The sequence below is a fragment of the Lysobacter enzymogenes genome (genome assembly GCF_023617245.1).
GTDB lineage: Bacteria > Pseudomonadota > Gammaproteobacteria > Xanthomonadales > Xanthomonadaceae > Lysobacter > Lysobacter yananisis.
The window spans coordinates 5,343,634-5,360,596 of the sequence record NZ_CP067396.1 but is presented as its reverse complement, the minus strand read 5'-3'; the positions used below and the strand labels follow the sequence as shown (position 1 = coordinate 5,360,596).

14 protein-coding genes and 1 pseudogene are annotated in these 16,963 nt (G+C 70.9%); 8 read left to right on the top strand and 7 right to left on the bottom strand.

Annotated features, from left to right (window positions below; genetic code table 11):
- Window positions 1-60: 60 nt before the first annotated feature.
- From JHW41_RS22165 to JHW41_RS22155, 3 genes are all read left to right on the top strand, one after another.
- Window positions 61-1,863, top strand: a complete 1,803-nt coding sequence (locus JHW41_RS22165) for a S8 family serine peptidase (protein WP_250447254.1) — start codon at window positions 61-63, stop codon at window positions 1,861-1,863.
- A 2-nt stretch (window positions 1,864-1,865) separates the two neighbouring features.
- Window positions 1,866-2,456: a hypothetical protein gene (locus JHW41_RS22160; RefSeq protein ID WP_250447252.1), complete on the top strand. Its 591-nt coding sequence runs from the start codon at window positions 1,866-1,868 to the stop codon at window positions 2,454-2,456.
- Window positions 2,457-2,700: 244 nt separating this feature from the next.
- Window positions 2,701-3,048 carry a transposase gene (locus JHW41_RS22155; protein WP_250447249.1) on the top strand — a complete coding sequence of 116 codons (348 nt, stop codon included), beginning with the start codon at window positions 2,701-2,703 and terminating at the stop codon, window positions 3,046-3,048.
- Window positions 3,049-3,179: 131 nt separating this feature from the next.
- Here the strand turns inward: JHW41_RS22155 and JHW41_RS22150 are convergent, their stop codons facing one another.
- Entirely contained in the window at window positions 3,180-4,652 is a 1,473-nt protein-coding gene (locus JHW41_RS22150) for a hypothetical protein (protein ID WP_250447246.1), read from the bottom strand.
- A gap of 466 nt (window positions 4,653-5,118) precedes the next feature.
- Here JHW41_RS22150 and JHW41_RS22145 point away from each other — a divergent pair, with 466 nt between their 5' ends.
- The 4 genes from JHW41_RS22145 to lepB all read left to right on the top strand — a co-directional run bounded on the left by JHW41_RS22145 (window position 5,119) and on the right by lepB (window position 9,026).
- Window positions 5,119-5,571: a hypothetical protein gene (locus JHW41_RS22145; RefSeq protein ID WP_078997645.1), complete on the top strand. Its 453-nt coding sequence runs from the start codon at window positions 5,119-5,121 to the stop codon at window positions 5,569-5,571.
- A gap of 554 nt (window positions 5,572-6,125) precedes the next feature.
- Window positions 6,126-7,277: a carbohydrate-binding protein gene (locus JHW41_RS22140; RefSeq protein ID WP_250447243.1), complete on the top strand. Its 1,152-nt coding sequence runs from the start codon at window positions 6,126-6,128 to the stop codon at window positions 7,275-7,277.
- A 236-nt stretch (window positions 7,278-7,513) separates the two neighbouring features.
- The gene (locus JHW41_RS22135; RefSeq protein ID WP_250447240.1) at window positions 7,514-8,200 is read left to right on the top strand and encodes a class I SAM-dependent methyltransferase; all 687 of its coding nucleotides are present in this window, start codon (window positions 7,514-7,516) and stop codon (window positions 8,198-8,200) included.
- Between the two features lie 157 nt (window positions 8,201-8,357).
- A complete protein-coding gene (lepB, locus tag JHW41_RS22130) occupies window positions 8,358-9,026 on the top strand; it encodes a signal peptidase I (protein ID WP_250447237.1) in 669 nt (222 codons plus the stop codon).
- 66 nt (window positions 9,027-9,092) lie between these two features.
- Here the strand turns inward: lepB and JHW41_RS22125 are convergent, their stop codons facing one another.
- Window positions 9,093-9,671, bottom strand: a complete 579-nt coding sequence (locus tag JHW41_RS22125; RefSeq protein ID WP_250447235.1) for an RICIN domain-containing protein — start codon at window positions 9,669-9,671, stop codon at window positions 9,093-9,095.
- Window positions 9,672-9,957: 286 nt separating this feature from the next.
- Window positions 9,958-10,359: a RidA family protein gene (locus tag JHW41_RS22120; RefSeq protein ID WP_078997650.1), complete on the bottom strand. Its 402-nt coding sequence runs from the start codon at window positions 10,357-10,359 to the stop codon at window positions 9,958-9,960.
- A gap of 113 nt (window positions 10,360-10,472) precedes the next feature.
- On the opposite strand from JHW41_RS22120, the gene JHW41_RS22115 reads away from it, so the two are divergent.
- Window positions 10,473-11,432 carry a LysR family transcriptional regulator gene (locus JHW41_RS22115; RefSeq protein WP_250447232.1) on the top strand — a complete coding sequence of 320 codons (960 nt, stop codon included), beginning with the start codon at window positions 10,473-10,475 and terminating at the stop codon, window positions 11,430-11,432.
- Window positions 11,433-11,726: 294 nt separating this feature from the next.
- Here JHW41_RS22115 and JHW41_RS22110 read toward each other — a convergent pair whose 3' ends face one another.
- The 4 genes and pseudogenes from JHW41_RS22110 to JHW41_RS22100 all read right to left on the bottom strand — a co-directional run bounded on the left by JHW41_RS22110 (window position 11,727) and on the right by JHW41_RS22100 (window position 16,872).
- The gene (locus JHW41_RS22110; protein ID WP_250447229.1) at window positions 11,727-12,107 is read right to left on the bottom strand and encodes a DUF3060 domain-containing protein; all 381 of its coding nucleotides are present in this window, start codon (window positions 12,105-12,107) and stop codon (window positions 11,727-11,729) included.
- A gap of 89 nt (window positions 12,108-12,196) precedes the next feature.
- Window positions 12,197-12,418: pseudogene (locus tag JHW41_RS27620) on the bottom strand (DUF6053 domain-containing protein); the annotation flags it as partial.
- A gap of 23 nt (window positions 12,419-12,441) precedes the next feature.
- Window positions 12,442-15,630 (bottom strand): multidrug efflux RND transporter permease subunit, encoded by a 3,189-nt coding sequence (locus JHW41_RS22105; protein ID WP_284499509.1) that lies wholly within the window; start codon window positions 15,628-15,630, stop codon window positions 12,442-12,444.
- Window positions 15,631-15,639: 9 nt separating this feature from the next.
- Window positions 15,640-16,872 carry an efflux RND transporter periplasmic adaptor subunit gene (locus tag JHW41_RS22100; RefSeq protein ID WP_078997654.1) on the bottom strand — a complete coding sequence of 411 codons (1,233 nt, stop codon included), beginning with the start codon at window positions 16,870-16,872 and terminating at the stop codon, window positions 15,640-15,642.
- Window positions 16,873-16,963: the final 91 nt, after the last annotated feature.

Below are 16,963 nucleotides of genomic sequence, written 5' to 3'. Positions count from 1 at the left end.
GAGCGACGCTCCGGCCGCGACGGGCGCGGCATGTCCGGAACAACCCGAGGAGTTGGCGGTATGCGACAAGATTGGAAGAAGCAGACGGCGCTGTGCGTGGCCACCCTGGCCGCGCTGTCGGCCGGCGCGGCGCAGGCGCAGCAGGGCGACCCGCTGTATCGGTATCAGTGGCACCTGATGAACTACGGCCAGGCGGTGATCGGCGATACCCGGCCGGTCTCGGGCATCGACATCGGCATCGACGACCTGCACGACTACAACATCCGCGGCAAGGGCGTGATCGTCGGCGTGCTGGATCGCGGCATCGAGATCGCCCACCCCGACATCGCCGCGAACATGGTCCCCAACGGGTCGTGGAACTTCATCAACCAGACCCACGACACCACCCCGACCAACGGACAAGCGCATGGCATGGCCGTCGGCGGCATCATCGGCGCGGTCGGCTGGAACGGCATCGGCGTGCGCGGCGTGGCGCCGAGCGCGCGGCTTAAGAGCTTCAACTTCCTCGATGCCGGCGGTTCCAACGACCAGGTCCGCTATGCGTGGTGGGATGGCGCGCTGGCCAAGGACCAAGACGTGTCCAACAACAGCTGGGGACCGGGCTTTCCGATCTTCCTGCCGACGATCTCCGAGAACGAGCTGGCGGCCTGGGAGAACCCGATGTCGGCCACCCGCGGCGGACGCGGCGTGGTGTACGTCAAGGCGGCGGGCAACAGCTTCAGCTACGTGGGCGGGTCGTCGTTCCGCAACGGCGAAAACCTGTGCGCCGCGAACCGCCCGGCGGTCGGCTGCAGCCAGTCGATCTTCGCCAGGGAATCCAACTTCTTCAACGTCATCACCGTGGCCGCGGTCAATGCCGCCGGCAGGCGCTCCAGCTACTCCACGCCCGGCGCGTCGATCTGGGTCTCGGGCCTGGGCGGCGAGTACGGCTGGGAACGCGCGACCCTGGCTGCCCAGCAGACCACGCCGGAGGACCAGGCGGCGCTGGCGCGGTTGTCGGCGGTGAACTTCGACCCTGCGATCATGACCACCGACCTGTCCGGCTGCGCCCTGGGCTACAACACCAATCAGGTCCGGCCGGCGACGACGTGGTCGCACGACAACGTCAACCGCCTGGAATCCGACCAGTCGGCGATCGACAACACCTGCAACTACGCCGCGACCATGAACGGCACCTCGGCCGCGTCGCCGACCGTCAGCGGCGTGGTCGCGTTGATGCTGCAGGCCAATCCCAAGCTGAGCTTCCGCGACGTCAAGTACATCCTCGCCACCACCGCGCGCCAGATCGATCCGCAACAGGCGCCGGTCGTCGACGCCGCCGGCAACGTGCTCGCGGCGGGCTGGACGGTCAACGCCGCCGGACGTCCCTTCAGCGCCTGGTACGGCTTCGGCCTGGCCGACGCGACGATGGCGGTGACCCGCGCCACCGGCTTCAAATCGCTCGGGCCGTTGCTCGACAGCGGCTGGCAGCGCGCGGCGCTGGACCAGGCGCAGCCGATCGGCAACACCGCGGCGCCGGCGCGCGCGACCATCCGCATCGCCGGCGGCGCCGCCCGCATCGAAGGCGTGCAGATCGGCTTCGACACCAGCGCGCCGGCCCGCAACGCGTATCCGTATGTCGCCACGACCGTGCGGATCTCCTTGATCTCGCCGAGCGGAACGCGCGCGATCGTGCTGCCGCCGGGATCGCTGCCGGTCAACGACGGCGGCACCCTGAGCGCGTCGCTGGCGTCGGTCAACGCCTTCCTCGACGAACCCGGCAACGGCGACTGGACGCTGGAAGTCGCCGACACCGCGCTGGCGGCGGGTGCCGCCGCCAACGCCAACCTGTCTTCGTTCAAGATCCGAGTCCTGGGGCGCTGAACATGAAAATCCAAACCCAAACCTTGTACGGCGCGCTGCTGGCCGTCGCGTTCGCACCGGCCCTGGCCCAGAACGCCGCCTCGCCGGCCGAACTGACCCAGGCGGCGACCGGCCCGGCGTTCACGGTCGGCTCGACCGAGTTCCGCCTGGCGCCTTCGGCGGTGGTGCGCCCGGCCGACGCCAGCGCCGCCGGCGCGGGCATCGGCCTGCCCACCGCCGGCTACACCGTGGACCTGCCGGCGAAAACGACGGCCGCGCGCGCGCAGGCGCAGTCGACCAGCAACCCAGGCGGGCTGGTCGCCGCGGCGCCCGCGGGCGGCGGCGAGAATCTCGCCGTCGCGGTGTCCGCTTCGGGCGGCACGGTGATCGTCAAGCCCGAGCTCGACGTCTACATCACCCACATCGGCGTGGTCGATGCCCTGGTCAAGGACAGCGGCGGCACGCTGCTGTACTCCTCCGACGTCGGCGGCAAGGCGACCATCGGCTTCGGCTCGGTGGATCAGGCGATGGCGGCGCGCGAGCGGATCCTCGGTCGCGCGGGCGTCAAGGACGTGGCCCCGGTCTTGCTCGAACAGCGCCAGGTCGCCTGGTAAGGCGCCTTCCGCGGCGCCGGCCGTAAGCCCGGCGCCGCGATGAAGGCAAGGCGTTCGCGGCGCGCCGGCGACGGCCCGCGCATCGGTCGTGGTGCGCGGGTTCTCGCCGGCGCGGCGCGTGCGCGCGGCGAAGAGATCGATCGAAATGCATTCTCCGATCCCAATGCATGGCCCGCTCGAAAAGCCGGGCGAAGCGCGGGCCGCGGCGCGCACGGCGGCCGACGATGAGGCCGGATTCGTGCGCTTGAGCGAACACGAGTGGGCTCAGTTCGTCGAGGTCGCCCGCACGCTGATCCAACTGCGCCCGGCCGAAGAGGACAACACCCGCCGCTTCGTCGAGGCCGTGTTGACGGTGATGTCGGGGCGGCGCTTCTGGGCGCAGCTGCCGAGCGAACGCTTCGGCAAGTGGTATCTGCACCATCACCGCAATCTGCGCTGGCTGGAGCGCGGGGTGTGGCTGGCGCTGGCGCAGCGCGGCGCGTTCGGGCCGGAGCGCTCGCGGCAGATGATCGGGTTCGTCGAACGCCAGCGCGCGAGCCTGCAGCGCCAGCGCGCGCGCAGGCGGGCGCGGCTGTTGTCGAAGGACGGTTGAATCGCGGCGCCCGCGCCGGACACGGCGCGGGACAACGGCGGTTGCGGCGTGCCGGCGTTATCGCGGCCGGACTGCCAGGCCTCGCGACATCGAGCGGATGCGTTGAGCGCGGCGGCGAGAGCCGCCGGCGTTCAGCACGGCAGATTGCACGAACTCGCGCAGTACGCGGCCTTTTGCGCGCGCGAGTAGAACGTCGACACGCAAAAGCCGTTCGCGACCCAGGCGCCGCAGCGACTGTGCTTGTCGTGGCAGGCCGGCATCGGATTGGGCAACCGCAGCCCGGGATAGCCGCCTTCGGCTGCGTCGGCGTGCGCGCGCGCCGTGTTCGCGGTACGCGCCCTCGCGCCGCGCCGGGACGCGCCCGCTTCGGCCGGGCCGATGCGATACGCCTGCCGATAACCGGAAACGGTGGTGGACACGCCGGCGATCCAGGCGCCGTTCGGGCTCATCGCCGCGGGCAGGTTGGTGTGGCCGCCGAGCGTGCCGAGATCGCGCATGTCGTCCGCCGGCGTCCACGAGAACGCGATCTGCGCGCCCTGCGCGGTCTCGGTCATGCCGAGGATGCGGCCGTCGTCGGCGATCTGGCGCGCGTAGGCCTGGCTGCCGCCGAGCAGGCCGAGGTCGAGGCCGTCCTCGTGCGCCGGCGCATCGGCCGGCGCCCAGACGAAGCTGCGCGCGCGGCCGTCGCTGGCGATGTAGTTGCCGGCGACCAAGCCGGCGGCGTTGATGTCGGCGGCGAACACCTGCTGGCCCTGCGCGGCTTCGCGCGGCAGGCCGCGCAGCAGCGCCGGCGCGGCCAGCGTCGGCAGCCAGCGCACCGCGGCCATGTCGCCGGCCGCATCCTCGCAGGTACCGGCGATGTGGCCGGACGCGGCCACCGCGACGGCGATGCAGCCGCCGCCGCTGGCGATGCCGGGCAGCATCGCGACGCCGTAACCGCCCAGCGCGTTCGGCGTCCAGCGCACCGCGACCGTGCCGCCCTGGCGCAGATCGCAACTGCCGACCGCGACCGGCGCGGGCGCCGGGTCCAGCGCCATGACCCGGCATTGGGTCACCGGCGACAGCAGCGGCGGCAGCGTTCCGGGCACCGGCAACGCGGTGGCCGCGGTGCGGTCGCTCTTCCAGATCACCGGGACGTCGCGGCCGCCGGGGCTGGTGCTGACGCCGACGACGGCGCCGGCCGGGTTGATCGCCGTCGCCATCGCGCGGTCGTCGCCGATGCGGCCGTTCAACAGTTGCGGCGCTGCCGCCGGCAGCGACGGCGTGCGCCACACCACCGGCCGCCGTTCGCCGGCGTCGCCGAGTTCGCAATTGCCGGCGATCTGCCCGTCGCGGGCGATGCCCAGCGCTTCGCAGACGCCATCGAGTTGCAGTCCGCGCAGCGGCAACGCCACGACGCTGCCGGCGGCCCAATAGGTCGGCAGGAAATCGCCGGCGGCGTTGCGGCATTGGCCGGCGGCCGCGCCGCTGTCGTTGACGCCGACGGCGGTGCAGGCGCCGCCGCCGAGACCGCCCAGCGCGGTCGGCGCGGCCTGCGCGGCGGGGATGGCGAGCACGGCCAGCAGCGCGGTGTGCAGGAACGGATGCGAGGCGAATCGGCGCATGGACGCTGCTCCAGCGAAGCGGGTGCGGGGGACGAAACGGGGCGGTGCCCGCGGGTGCTGCGGAACGATCCTAGTCGGCGTCTGTGCGCGCGCTCGAAAGCGCATCACAAGGTGAGGGTGGGTGAGGTTGCGAAGGCGGGCCGCGCTCGGCGACGTGTTCGCGCCGTGACGGATGCTCGCGTACGAGGCGCGGCTTCGTCGCGGTGCGGCAACGCGGATGCGCACGCATGACGCGCCCGCTTCGCGCGCAGCGTCGAAACCGACGCGATCCGCCATGCGTTGTGCTCGCGCTCAGCAGGCGGCGCCGCGCCCGGCCGTCGCCGCGTCTGCGAACGATTCAGCCTCGCCGGGGCTTTTTCGCGCCGCGCTAACGCCGGCCGCTCCAGTTTGTAGCGGTACGCATTCGAACGCGCCCCACGGCGGGCGCCCACTACGGCTTCGACCGGTTCATTCAAGGAGAAACGGCATGACCATGCGCATTGCAGGCATCGCAGTTCTGGCGTTCGCGTTGGCCGGCACCTTCGCTGCACAGCCGGCCCGCGCCGCTGGCGCCGAGACCAAGTGCCACATGACTTTCGACACTTCGGGCTGGGCGGTCATCTACAAGCACATCAACGGCAGCGGCCGCGTCACCTGCGACAACGGCGAGACCGCCAAGGTCAAGATCCACGTCCGCGGCGCCGGCCTGACCGCGGGCAAGTACAGCATCGAGAACGGCAAGGGCGAGTTCACCAAGCTCAACAGCATCAGCGAGATCTACGGCACCTACGTCACCGCCGGCGCCAACGCGGGCGTGGTCAAGAGCGCGGAAGGCCTGGTCATGACCAAGGGCCAGGTGTCGCTGGCGGTGAGCGGCACCGGTCGCGGCTTCAATCTCGGCGTCGATGTGAGCGGCTTCGAGATCGTGCGCGCCAAGTAAGTCCGGCGCGCATCTCCGGCGACGCGGCCGCGCTGGCTGCCTCGCCGATCGCAGCAACCAGGGCGCCGCGAGGCGCCCTGGTCGTTTGCGGTGTGCGAGCGCGGGATCGCGCTCGGCGCGCGCCGTCGCGCCGCCTTGCGCTGGACCGCCGTCGTTGCGCGGTGGGCGCCGGCCGGCCGCGGCGAATACTGTATCCGCGCCGGCCGTGCGCTGGCGCGCGTTTGTTTCAACGCGGCGCCTGCGGCCGGCGCGCACGGCGATATTGCCCAGCAACATCGCCGGGTGCCCAGCCCAATCGCCTTCACGCCGCGAGCGTGCGCGCGTCACGCATCGGCGCGAAAAGCGCCGAAGTGGCGGCCCGGCGCGCGCGCGCGGCCGCGCGCTCGCCTAGGATCGGAGCCCTCCAGCGCGCCCGGGACAGCGTCGCCGGAGGAAGGCGGGAACCGCCATCGCGAATCCTTCCGGTGTGTTCGTGCGCCGCACAGCGTTGCGGCGCGCGGCTGCGTCGTGTCCCGCCTGTGTGGGGTGTCCACCACCCCGCAAGGAGAAGAACCATGAAACAGCTGATGCGGGTGGCCGCATTCCTGGTCGCGTCCCTGTTCGCCGGCGGCGCCTGGGCGCAGAACTGGCAATTGGTGTGGAGCGACGAGTTCAACGGTTCGATCGGGCCGGACTGGGTGTTCGAGACCGGCAACGGATCGGGCGGCTGGGGCAACAACGAACTCGAATACTATCGGCGCGAGAACGCCGGCATCGAGAACAACGCGCTGGTGATCACCGCCAAGCGCGAGGACTTCGGCGGCTTCCGCTACACCTCGTCGCGGATGAAGACCCAGGGCATCCGCAACTTCCGCTACGGCAAGATCGAAGCGCGCATGCGGCTGCCGTCGTTCATGGGCGCGTGGCCGGCGTTCTGGGCGCTGGGCTCGAACCTGCCGCAGGTCGGCTGGCCCGATTCGGGCGAGATCGACATCATGGAGCACGTCAACAACGAAGACCGCACCTACGGGACGATCCACTGGCGCGACCACAACGGCAACTACGCCCAGTACGGCGGCAACACGCCGGTCAACGTCGCCGACTGGCACGTCTACGCGATCGAGTGGGACGCCAACGCGATCCGCTGGTACGTCGACGGCAACAAGTTCCACGAGGCCAGCATCCAGGGCAGCGTCAACGGCACCGAGGAATTCCACCGCGACTTCTTCTTGCTGCTGAACTTCGCCATCGGCGGCAACTGGCCCGGCTTCAACGTCGACGAGAGCAAGCTGCCGGCGAAGATGCACGTGGACTACGTGCGCGTGTACAGCGGCGGCGGCAGCAACCCGGGCCCGAGCACGACGCTGGAAGCGGAGAACTTCAGCGCGCAGAACGGCGTGCAGGTCGAGGCGTGCTCGGAAGGCGGCTACAACGTCGGCTGGATCGAGGCCGGCGATTGGATGGCCTACAACAACGTCAACTTCCCCAGCAGCGGCAGCTACCGGATCGAGTACCGCGTGGCCAGCCCCGGCGGCGGTTCGCTGTCGGCCGATCTCAACGCCGGCGCCACCGTGCTCGGACAGTTGAACGTGCCGGCGACCGGCGGTTGGCAGAACTGGACCACGGTGTCGCACACGGTCAACGTCAACGCCGGCACCTACAACTTCGGCGTGTTCGCCCAGCAGGGCGGCTGGAACATCAACTGGATCCGCATCACCAAGCTGTAAGCGCGATGCGCTAGCGCAGCGGGCGCCGCCGAGGCGGCGCCCGTTGTCGCGCGCGGATCAATCCCAGGAAGGGGGTGGACGAAATACAGCAGTCACGGGAACGGCGGATGAGGCAGGTGCGCGTCGCCCTGAGTCGGCTGCATCGGGGCTCAAGCCCCCGGAACGCCCTGCGTGCGTTATCGTAACTTTTGTGGTTACATGTTGTTTCCGGCCCCGGCCGAAACTCCCGTGCGTACATGAACGCCCCCGATTCCGCGTTTTCCGATGCCGCCGCCGTGGCCGGCTATGCCGAACGCACCGCGCGCCTGGTTCCCGGCCTGCACGACCTGCAGCGGATGGCCGCGCTGCTGCTGGCCGAACGCGCGCCGGCCCAGGCGCGGGTGATGGTGCTCGGCGCCGGCGGCGGGCTGGAGCTGAACGTGTTCGCCCAGGCGCAGCCGCAGTGGCGCTTCGACGGCATCGATCCGTCGGCGGAAATGCTGCGGCTGGCGCGCGCGGCGTTGGGGCCGCTGGCCGCGCGCGTGGCGTGGCACGAGGGCTATGTCGACACCGCGCCGGACGGGCCGTTCGACGCGGCGGCCTGCCTGCTGACCCTGCATTTCCTGGCCGAGGACGAACGCCGCCGCACCGTCGCCGAAGTCCATCGCCGGCTCGCGCCGGGCGCGCCGTTCGTGGTCGCCCACCACAGCTTCCCCAACCAGGGCCCGGCCATGGACCGCTGGCTGGCGCGCAACGCCGCGTTCGCGATCGCCAACGGCGTCGCCCCGGCGCAGGCGCTGGGCGGCATCGAGGCGTTCAAGCAGCGCCTGCCGGTGTTGCCGCCGGCCGTCGACGAAGCGATCTTGCGCGAGGCCGGTTTCGCCGACGTCGAGTTGTTCTATGCGGGGCTCACGTTCAAGGGCTGGGTCGGCTACAAGGCCTGAGCGCGCGACGTCGCGGCCGAACGCGGCGCCATGCCTCGGGTATCCTGCATCGCGATACGCACGAGGCAGGGAGCCACGCAATGCACAAGCCAGCGCTCGACAGCGGGCCCGATGCGCACGCCGTTGCGGCGGATGCAGCGTTCGCACAAGGTCAGGCATGAACCCGAAACCCGAGCGCGCGCGCCCGGCTCTGTGGATCGCGCCGCTGGCGTACGGCGTTTTCGGCCTGGTCGCGGCCGGCGCGCTGGCGTTCGCGCTGGCGCTGGCGCCGTTCCAGGCGCGGCAGCTGCTGGCGAACCTGTCGATGTCGCCGACCATCGAGGCCAGCGACAGCTTCCTGGTCTCGCGCCTGGCCTACCTGCGTTCGCCGCCGCGGCGGGGCGACGTCGTCGTCTTCGCCGTCGCCCCGCGCGCCAACGGCAAGCGCTACTACGCCGCGCGCATCGTCGGCGTGCCCGGCGACCGGGTGCAGATGATCGCCAGCCGCCTGCATCTCAACGGCCGCGCGGTCGCGCGCGAGCCGGTGGCGCCGCCGGGTTCGCCCGAAGCCGCTTCGCCGGGCTATCGCAACAGCTTCCGCGAGCGCCTGCCCGACGGCGCGAGCTACGAAATCTACGACGCATTCGACGATGCCCCCGGCGACGACACCGCGGCCTATCCGGTCCCGCACGGCTGCTACTTCGTGCTCGGCGACAACCGCGACAACGCGGTCGACAGCCGCGATGCGCGCACCATCGGCTGCGTGCGGCGCGAGGCCATCGTCGGCCAGGCGACCTACATCTACGATGCGGTCTGGCGACCGCGGGTGGGGCGCAAGATCCGCTGAGCGGCGGATGCGCCTCGCGCATCGCGCCGCTCCGGCCGGCGCGCGCTGCACCGGCCGAAGCGGGAATCACAGGGTCATGCGCCAGGCCCGGTGCGGGTTGGGCACTTCGGTGAAATCGCAGGCGTATTGCTTGAGCCCGCTGCCGTTGTGGCCGGGTGCGGCGTCGACATAGCGCGAGATCACGCACAGGTTGCTGTAGTTGCTCTTGATCGCCCGCCGGTCGTACGGCGCGCCGTTGTTGAGCAGCACCCATTGCTGGGTGATCGAGCCGTTGCAGGTCGCCTGCTGCAGGCCGATGCCGGCCGCGGTGGAGACCGATTGCAGGTCCAGGCACAGGCCGCTCTTGACGTTGACCAGCCGCGCGATCGCCGCGGCGTTGTCGCCCTGGCGCGAGGACACGCCGATCATCTGGGTCTCCCATTGCTGGCTGGGGTCGCCGCCGCAGGTCCACGGATACACCGTGGCGCCCGGCGCGGTCGAGCCTCCCGCGGCGCTGAAGCAGTAGCCGCCGATGTTGGCCTGGGGGCTGGCCATCGCGATGACGGTGGAAGCACCCGCGACCGCGTCCTGGCCGAAGCCGGCGCAGGCGAGCAGGGTGGTGGCCAGGGCGAGCGCGGCGCGGCGCGCGCAGAATCCGTCGATCATGTCCGTCTCCGTTGACAGTGAGTGAAGCGGCGGCCTGGCGGCGCGCCGCTGCTTTCTCACTCGGGAAACGGCATGGGAACGGCTCATGCGCGCGGGCGCGGGACTGGGATCGGCGGCGTCGGTGCGGCGCGCTTCGATGGTGCGCGCTTCGATCGTGCGTGCCTCGATCATGCGTGCTTCGACGGGACATGCGTCGATGCGGCGCGCCGCGATGCGGATCGCCTGGTTGCCGGTGCGGCGTATCGCAGTTGCGGCGCGGCGGATGGTTCTTCGCGGCGGTTGGGGTTTACCCAGCGCCTTCGGGGAGGCGCGCAATTATCTTGATCTCGAAGTCGAACCCGGCCAGCCAGTTCACTCCGATCGCGGTCCAGTTCGGATACGGCGGCTCGCCCATGACCTGCAGGCGCACCTGCTGGATCGTATCGAACTGTCGCTGCGGATCGGTGTGGAAAGTGGTGACGTCGACGATATCGTCGAACGTGCAGCCGGCGGCGGCGAGCACCGCGGCGAGGTTGTCGAAGGCCAGCCGCACCTGTGCGGCGAAGTCGGGCTCCGGCGAGCCGTCCTCGCGGCTGCCGACCTGGCCGGAGACGAACAGGAAGCCGCCGCTGCGGATCGCCGGCGAGTAGCGATGCTGGCGATAGAGGTCGTGGCGGGTGGCGGGAAAGACGGCGTCGCGTCGGGACATGCTGCGGTTCCAGTGGGGGAGGGGCGCTGCGCGGGGCTTGCCAGCAGGCTGCAGCGCGGCCACTGTAATTCGTGCGATCCGCGGCGATAATCGTCGCCGGAACCAATTGACTCATGCATCCCATGCACGAACGCAACGGCAGCGAACTGCAGCAGATCGAAGCCTTCGCCGCGGTCGCCGAACACGGCGGCTTCGCCGCGGCGGCGCGCGCGCTCGGCCGCGACGCCTCGGTGGTGTCGCGGCGCATCGACGCGCTGGAGGCGCGGCTGGGCGTGCGCCTGCTCGCGCGCACCACCCGGCGCGTGGTCCTGACCGAAGTCGGCGCGACCTACCTGCAGCGGGTGCAGGCGATCCTGGGCGAACTGTCGGCGGCCGACATCGAGGCGCGCGAAGCTGCGGCCGCGCCGCAGGGCCTGCTGCGGCTGGCGTTGCCGGCGGCGTTCGCGCAGCGCTGGATCGCGCCGTGGCTGCCGCGGTTCCTGGCCGCTTATCCGAAGCTGCGGCTGGAGCTGTCGCACAGCGATCGTTTCGTCGATCTGGTCGCCGACGGCTTCGACGCGGCGGTGCGCATCGGCGAACTCGCCGACAGCCGGCTGGTCGCGCGGCGCCTGGCCGGGTTCGAGACGATGCTGTGCGCGGCGCCGTCCTACCTCGCCCGCGCCGGCCATCCGCAGCGGCCGGACGAACTCCAGCGCCACGCCTGCCTGGGCATGCCCAAGGCGCGGTTCTGGCCGGAGTGGAAGCTGATCAAGGGCAAGCAGCGCAGCGTCCAGCGCATCGACGCGGCGATCGTCTCCGACGACGGCGAGGGCCTGTTGGCCGCGTGCATCGAAGGCGCCGGCCTCCTGCCCGCGCCGCAGTGGCTGGTCGGGCGCGAACTCGCGCAGGGACAACTGGTGCGGGTGTTGCCGCAGTGGCGCATGGACTACGACGGCGCGATCCACGTGGTGCTGCCGCCGGGACGGCTGGTGCCGGCGAAGACCCGCGCGTTCGTGGACTGGCTGGCGCGCGAGTTCGAGCCGCAACCGCCGTGGTTGCGCGCGCCGCGCGCGCGCGGACGACGCGAGGCTTGAGCCTGCGCGCGCGGCGCGCGGCCGCGCGGGTGCCGCGCCGGTAGCGCGGCCGCTGGCGTCGCGGTGTCTACCCGTCGAGCGCGCGCCATCGCGACCGTGCCGACGATCCGGCGCGCGTGAAGCGCATGCAGTACGAGTGGCGCGGCAGGAGCGGGTCGCGGCCGAGCGGCCGATCAGGGCGGTGGCTCGCGAGTCGGCGCCGGCCCTGCGCGAGCGCGCGGCATCCGCCCGCGCCGCGATGAAACGACGGCTTCGTCGCCCGCGCCGATGCGCCGGCGACGAAGCCGCGGCGGCTCAGCGCTTGGACACGCCGCTGCCGATGCCGGTCACCGACGAGGCCGGGCGGCCGTTCTTGGTCGGCGCCGACTTGTAGTAGACCTTGCTGCCCGCGCCGGTGATCTCCACGCGCTTGACCGAGTCCACCTGGACCGTGTTGCCGGCGCCGTCGACGGTGACCGAGGTCAGCGGGCCGGACACGGTGATGCGGTTGTTGGAGCCGACGATCTGCAACTGGCCGCCGGTGCCGACGAAGCTGCGCTCGATGTTGGTGCCTTCGATCGAGATGTTGCCGTCGGATTCCTCGACGGTTCCGGTGTCGCCGATGCCGGCGGCAAGCGACGGACCGGCAAGGCCCAGGGACAGCAGCAGGGCCAGCGAAGCGATCTGGTTCTTCATGAATTCCTTCCTTGATTGGGTTGCGGCGCATCGCGCGGCCGTGCGGTGCACGGTCTTGGGGGACAGGGGAGCGCGGATGCCCGGCGATTCTAGCCAGCCGGCGACGACGGGTTTGCGACCGGCGTTGCGCCGCCGCCGCAACCGTTAAGCCAAGAGCGCGGCGGCGCGCCCCGCGACAGCGCCGGCCGTGGAAGGACCCCAGGTCCGCCGCGGAAGGGGCCCGGGCCCAACGGCTGTTGTGGGAGAGCCTTCAGCCCAACGGCGGTCGTGGGAGGGCCTTCAGGCCCGACGCTTTCGTACCCGCTCGCCGCGCACCCTCACCTCGCACCCTCCATCAATGCGCCTGCGGCTTCCCCTCGCCGCGATGCCGCAGCCCCGCCAGCTTCTGCGCCACGCGCCGCACCAGCAGATAGAACAGCGGGATGTAGAACACCGCCAGCACCGTCGCGGTCAGCGTGCCGCCGACCACCGCGGTGCCGATCTCGATGCGGCTGTTGGCGCCGCCGCCGGTCGACAGCGCCAGCGGCAGTGCGCCGAAGATGAAGGCGAAGCTGGTCATCAGGATCGGCCGCAGGCGCAGGCGCGCGGCTTCCAGCGCGGCTTCGACCGTGCCGGCGCCGCGGTGCTCGGCCTGCTCGGCGAACTCGACGATCAGGATCGCGTTCTTCGCCGCCAGGCCCATCGTGGTGATCAGGCCGATCTGGAAATAGACGTCGTTCTCCAGCCCGCGCAAGGTCACCGCCAGCACCGCGCCGACCAGGCCCAGCGGCACCACCAGCAGGACCGCGATCGGGATCGACCAGCTCTCGTACAGCGCGGCCAGGCACAGGAACACCAACAGCAGCGCCAGCGCGTACAGCAGCGGCGCCTGGCCGGTGGACAGGCGCTCCTGGTAGGACAGGCCGGCCCAGGCCACGCTGACGCCGGGGATCTCGCGCGCCAGTTCTTCCATCCGCGCCATCGCGGTGCCGCTGCTGACGCCGGGCGCGGGCGTGCCCTGCAGCTCGGTCGCCGGTACGCCGTTGAAGCGCAGCAGCGCGGTCGGCGCCTGCGCCCAGCCGAGCGTGGCGAAGGCCGAAAACGGCGTCATCTGCCCGTCGGCGCCGCGCACATGCCACTGGTACAGGCTGTCGGGCTCGTTGCGGAACGGCGCGTCGCCCTGCACGTACACGCGCTTGACCCGGCCGCGGTCGATGAAGTCGTTGACGTAGGTGCCGCCCCAGGCGGTGGACAGGGTCGAGTTCACCGCGTCCTGGGTCAGGCCCAGGCTGGAGAGCATCTGCGCGTCGCTGTTGACCCGCAGCGTCGGCGTGTCCGGCAGCAGGCTCGGGCGCACCGAACCCAGCAGCGGATCGCGCTGGGCCGCGGCGATCAGCCGCTCGCCGGCGGCGGCGAAGTCCGCGCGCGACATGCCGCTGGTGTTCTGCAGTTCCAGGGTGAAGCCGGTGGTCTGGCCGAAGCCGCGGATCGGCGGCGGCGCCAGCACGAACACGCTGGCGTCGCGCAGGCCCGACAGGCCCTTGCTGACCCGGTCGATCATCGCGTCGGCGCTGCCGGCGTCGGTCTCGCGCTGCGACCAGTCGGTCAGGCTGATGAAGCCCTGGCCGGAATTCTGCGCCGCGGTCGGGCCGCCGCCGCCGGCGACGATGAAGGCCGCGCTGATGAGCTCGGATTCGTTCTTGCTCAGGTATTGGTTGACCTGGTCGCGGACCTCGGTGGTGCGGCCGAGGGTGGCGCCGCCGGGCAGGCGGAACTGGACGTTGATGCGGCCCTGGTCTTCCGACGGCAGGAAGCCGGTGGGCAGGCGCAGGAACAGCAGCGCGAGCAGGCCGGCGATGCCGGCGTAGACCAGCAAGGCCAGCCAGTGGCGGCGGAACATCAGTTGCACGCTCTGCAGGTAGCGGCCGGTGGCCGCGTCCATGCCGCGGTTGAAACCGCGACCCAGCCGCGCCGGCAACGCCGCCAGCCCCGGCGCGCGCCGCGCCAGCCAACCCGGGCCCTGCGCCGCCTGCGCGTGCGGCGACTTCAGCAAGGTCGCGGTCAGCGCCGGGCTCAGCACCAGCGCCACCAGCACCGACAGCGCCATCGAGGAGACGATGGTCAGCGAGAACTGGCGGTAGATCACCCCGGTGGAGCCGCCGAACATCACCATCGGCAGGAACACCGCCGACAGCACCAGCGCGATCGCGATCAGCGCCACGTTGATCTCGCGCATCGAGGCGATGGTGGCCTGGCGCGGGGTCATGTTCGGGTTCTCGTGCATCAGCCGCTCGACGTTCTCGACCACGACGATGGCGTCGTCGACGAGCAGGCCGATCGCCAGCACCAGGCCGAACAGGGTCAGCGTGTTGATCGAGAATCCGGCCGCGTAGATGATCCCGAACGTGCCCAGCAGCACTACCGGCACCGCGATCGCCGGGATCAGCGTGGCGCGCCAGCTCTGCAGGAACACGAACATCACGATCACCACCAGCACGATCGCTTCGATCAGGGTCTTGACCACCTCGCCGATGGAGAGCTTGATGAAGTCGGTGGCATCGTTGAGGTAGGCGACCTTCCAGCCCTGCGGCAGGTTGGCCGACAGCCGGGTCACCTCGGCGCGGACCAGTTCGGCCGATTCCAGCGCGTTCGCGCCGGGCGCCAGCTGCAGCGCCATGCCGGCGGCGGGATGGCCGTTGAGCAGGCTGGAGGAGTTGTAGTTCTCCGAGCCGATCTCCACCCGCGACACGTCGCCGAGCCGCACCGCGGCGCCGTTGGCCTGGGTCTTGAGCACGATCTGGCGGAACTGGTCGGCGGTCTGCAGGCGGGTCTGCGCGGTCACCAGCGCGTTGAGCATCTGGGTGGCCGGCTGCGGCTGGTCGCCGATCTGGCCGGCGGCGACTTCGGCGTTCTGGCTGCGGATCGCCGCGACCACGTCGCTGGGCATCAGCTGGAACGAAGCCAGCTTGGCCGGGTCCAGCCACACCCGCATCGCGTACGGGCTGCCGTAGACGTTGGCGTCGCCGATGCCGGCGATGCGCGAGATCGGGTCCTGGAAGTTGGTGGTGAGGTAGTCGGCGATGTCGCGGTTGGTGACGGTGTTGTTCTCGTCGTAGATCGCCACCAGCATCAGGTCGTCGGGGTTGGCCTTGCGCACCACGATGCCCTGCTGCTGCACCTGCTGCGGCAGCCGCGGGATCGCCTGCTGGACCTGGTTCTGCACCTGTACCTGGGCGATGTCGGGATCGACGCTGGTGTCGAAAGTGACCGAGATGGTGACCTGGCCGCGCGAGGTCGAGGTCGAGCTGAAGTACAGCATGCCGTCGATGCCGGTCAGCGTCTGCTCGATCACCTGGGTGACGCTGTTCTCGATGGTCTCGGCCGAGGCGCCGGGGTAGTTGGCGCGGATGCTGACGTTGGGCGGGGCGACGTTGGGATACTGCGAGATCGGCAGCGAGCGCATCGCGAACGCGCCGCCGAGCATCACCACGATGGCCAGCACCCAGGCGAAGATCGGGCGCTCGATGAAGACGCGGGAGATCATGCGCGGCCCTCAGCCTTGCTTGGTCGGCTGGGCGGACGCGGCGCCGGGAGGTTGCAGCTTCTGCGGGGTCGAGGCCGGCACCGCGCGCACTTGCGCGTCGCGGCGCAGCGAGCCGATGCCCTGGGTGACGACCTTGTCGCCGGGATTGAGGCCGGTGGTGACGATCCAGTCGCTGCCGTCGACGCGGTCGGCGCCGATCGGGCGCTGCACCGCCTTGTTGTCGGCGCCGACCACCCAGACGAAGGCGTCGCCGGTCGGTCCGCGCACCAGCGCCTGCTGCGGCAGGCGATAGGCCGAGGTCTGGGTGGCCTGGGCCAGGCGCGCGCGCAGGAACATGCCCGGCAGTAGGGTGCCGTCCGCATTGGGCACGCGGATGCGCAGGGTCACCGTGCCGGTGGTTTCGTCGACCAGCACTTCGGAGAACTGCAGCGTGCCCGGCTGCGGATAGGGCTTGCCGTTGGGCAGGAAGATGCGCGCGTCGGCCTGGCTGGCCTGGACGTTGCCCGACGACAGCTGTTCGCGCAGCGTCAGCAACTGCTGCGCGGACTGCTGCACGTCGACGTAGATCGGGTCCAGCCGCTGGATCGTCGCCAGCGGCGCGGCCTGATCGGGCGTGACCAGCGCGCCGACGGTGACCAGCGAGCGGCCGATGCGGCCGTCGATCGGCGCCGGCACCGTGGCGAAGCGCAGGTTGATGCGCGCGGTCGACAGCGCGGCCTCGCGCTGGGCGACGTTGGCGCGCGCCTGGTCGGCGGCGGCGACGGCGTTGTCGTAGTCCTGGCGACTGATCATCTGCGCGCCGACCAGCGACTTGTTGCGCTGGGCCAGCAGGTCGGCGGCGTTGAGCGCGGCGCGCGCGTTCTTCAGGTCGGCTTCGGCCTGCTCGACCGAGGCGCGGTAAAGGCTGGGATCGATCTGGTACAGCGGTTGCCCGGCGCGCACCTGGCTGCCTTCCTGGAACAGTTGGCGCTGCACCAGCCCGCCGATCTGCGGGCGCACCTCGGAGCTTTGGAACGCCACCGCGCGGCCGTTGAATTCGCTGGTGATCGCGACCGTGGTCGGTTGCATCACCACGTAGCCGACCTCGACGGTCGGATTCTGGCCCTTGCCGGGTTTGTCCTTGGCGCCGCCGCAGGCCGCCAGGGCCAGGCAGGCGAAGGCGATCAGGGGCAGGCGATGGGTCGATCCGGCGCGGTTGGCGGCACGATGGGCAAGAGGTGCGTCGAACAAGCGGGTGTCCATGGGTCCGGGGGGCGCCGTGTCGGCTAAACCGTCGCCGACCTTAGCATTCTCACCCGGTCGCGACGCTGACATGAAAATGACAACGCGCGGT

What these genes read in the sequence shown, in the direction of transcription:
- JHW41_RS22125 (WP_250447235.1), bottom strand. Translation starts at nt 9,671, where the DNA reads ATGATCGACGGATTCTGCGCGCGCCGCGCCGCGCTCGCCCTGGCCACC.
- JHW41_RS22105 (WP_284499509.1), bottom strand. Translation starts at nt 15,630, where the DNA reads ATGATCTCCCGCGTCTTCATCGAGCGCCCGATCTTCGCCTGGGTGCTG.
- JHW41_RS22145 (WP_078997645.1), top strand. Translation starts at nt 5,119, where the DNA reads ATGACCATGCGCATTGCAGGCATCGCAGTTCTGGCGTTCGCGTTGGCC.
- JHW41_RS22110 (WP_250447229.1), bottom strand. Translation starts at nt 12,107, where the DNA reads ATGAAGAACCAGATCGCTTCGCTGGCCCTGCTGCTGTCCCTGGGCCTT.
- JHW41_RS22165 (WP_250447254.1), top strand. Translation starts at nt 61, where the DNA reads ATGCGACAAGATTGGAAGAAGCAGACGGCGCTGTGCGTGGCCACCCTG.
- JHW41_RS22100 (WP_078997654.1), bottom strand. Translation starts at nt 16,872, where the DNA reads ATGGACACCCGCTTGTTCGACGCACCTCTTGCCCATCGTGCCGCCAAC.
- JHW41_RS22135 (WP_250447240.1), top strand. Translation starts at nt 7,514, where the DNA reads ATGAACGCCCCCGATTCCGCGTTTTCCGATGCCGCCGCCGTGGCCGGC.
- JHW41_RS22115 (WP_250447232.1), top strand. Translation starts at nt 10,473, where the DNA reads ATGCATCCCATGCACGAACGCAACGGCAGCGAACTGCAGCAGATCGAA.
- JHW41_RS22160 (WP_250447252.1), top strand. Translation starts at nt 1,866, where the DNA reads ATGAAAATCCAAACCCAAACCTTGTACGGCGCGCTGCTGGCCGTCGCG.
- JHW41_RS22120 (WP_078997650.1), bottom strand. Translation starts at nt 10,359, where the DNA reads ATGTCCCGACGCGACGCCGTCTTTCCCGCCACCCGCCACGACCTCTAT.
- JHW41_RS22150 (WP_250447246.1), bottom strand. Translation starts at nt 4,652, where the DNA reads ATGCGCCGATTCGCCTCGCATCCGTTCCTGCACACCGCGCTGCTGGCC.
- lepB (WP_250447237.1), top strand. Translation starts at nt 8,358, where the DNA reads ATGAACCCGAAACCCGAGCGCGCGCGCCCGGCTCTGTGGATCGCGCCG.
- JHW41_RS22140 (WP_250447243.1), top strand. Translation starts at nt 6,126, where the DNA reads ATGAAACAGCTGATGCGGGTGGCCGCATTCCTGGTCGCGTCCCTGTTC.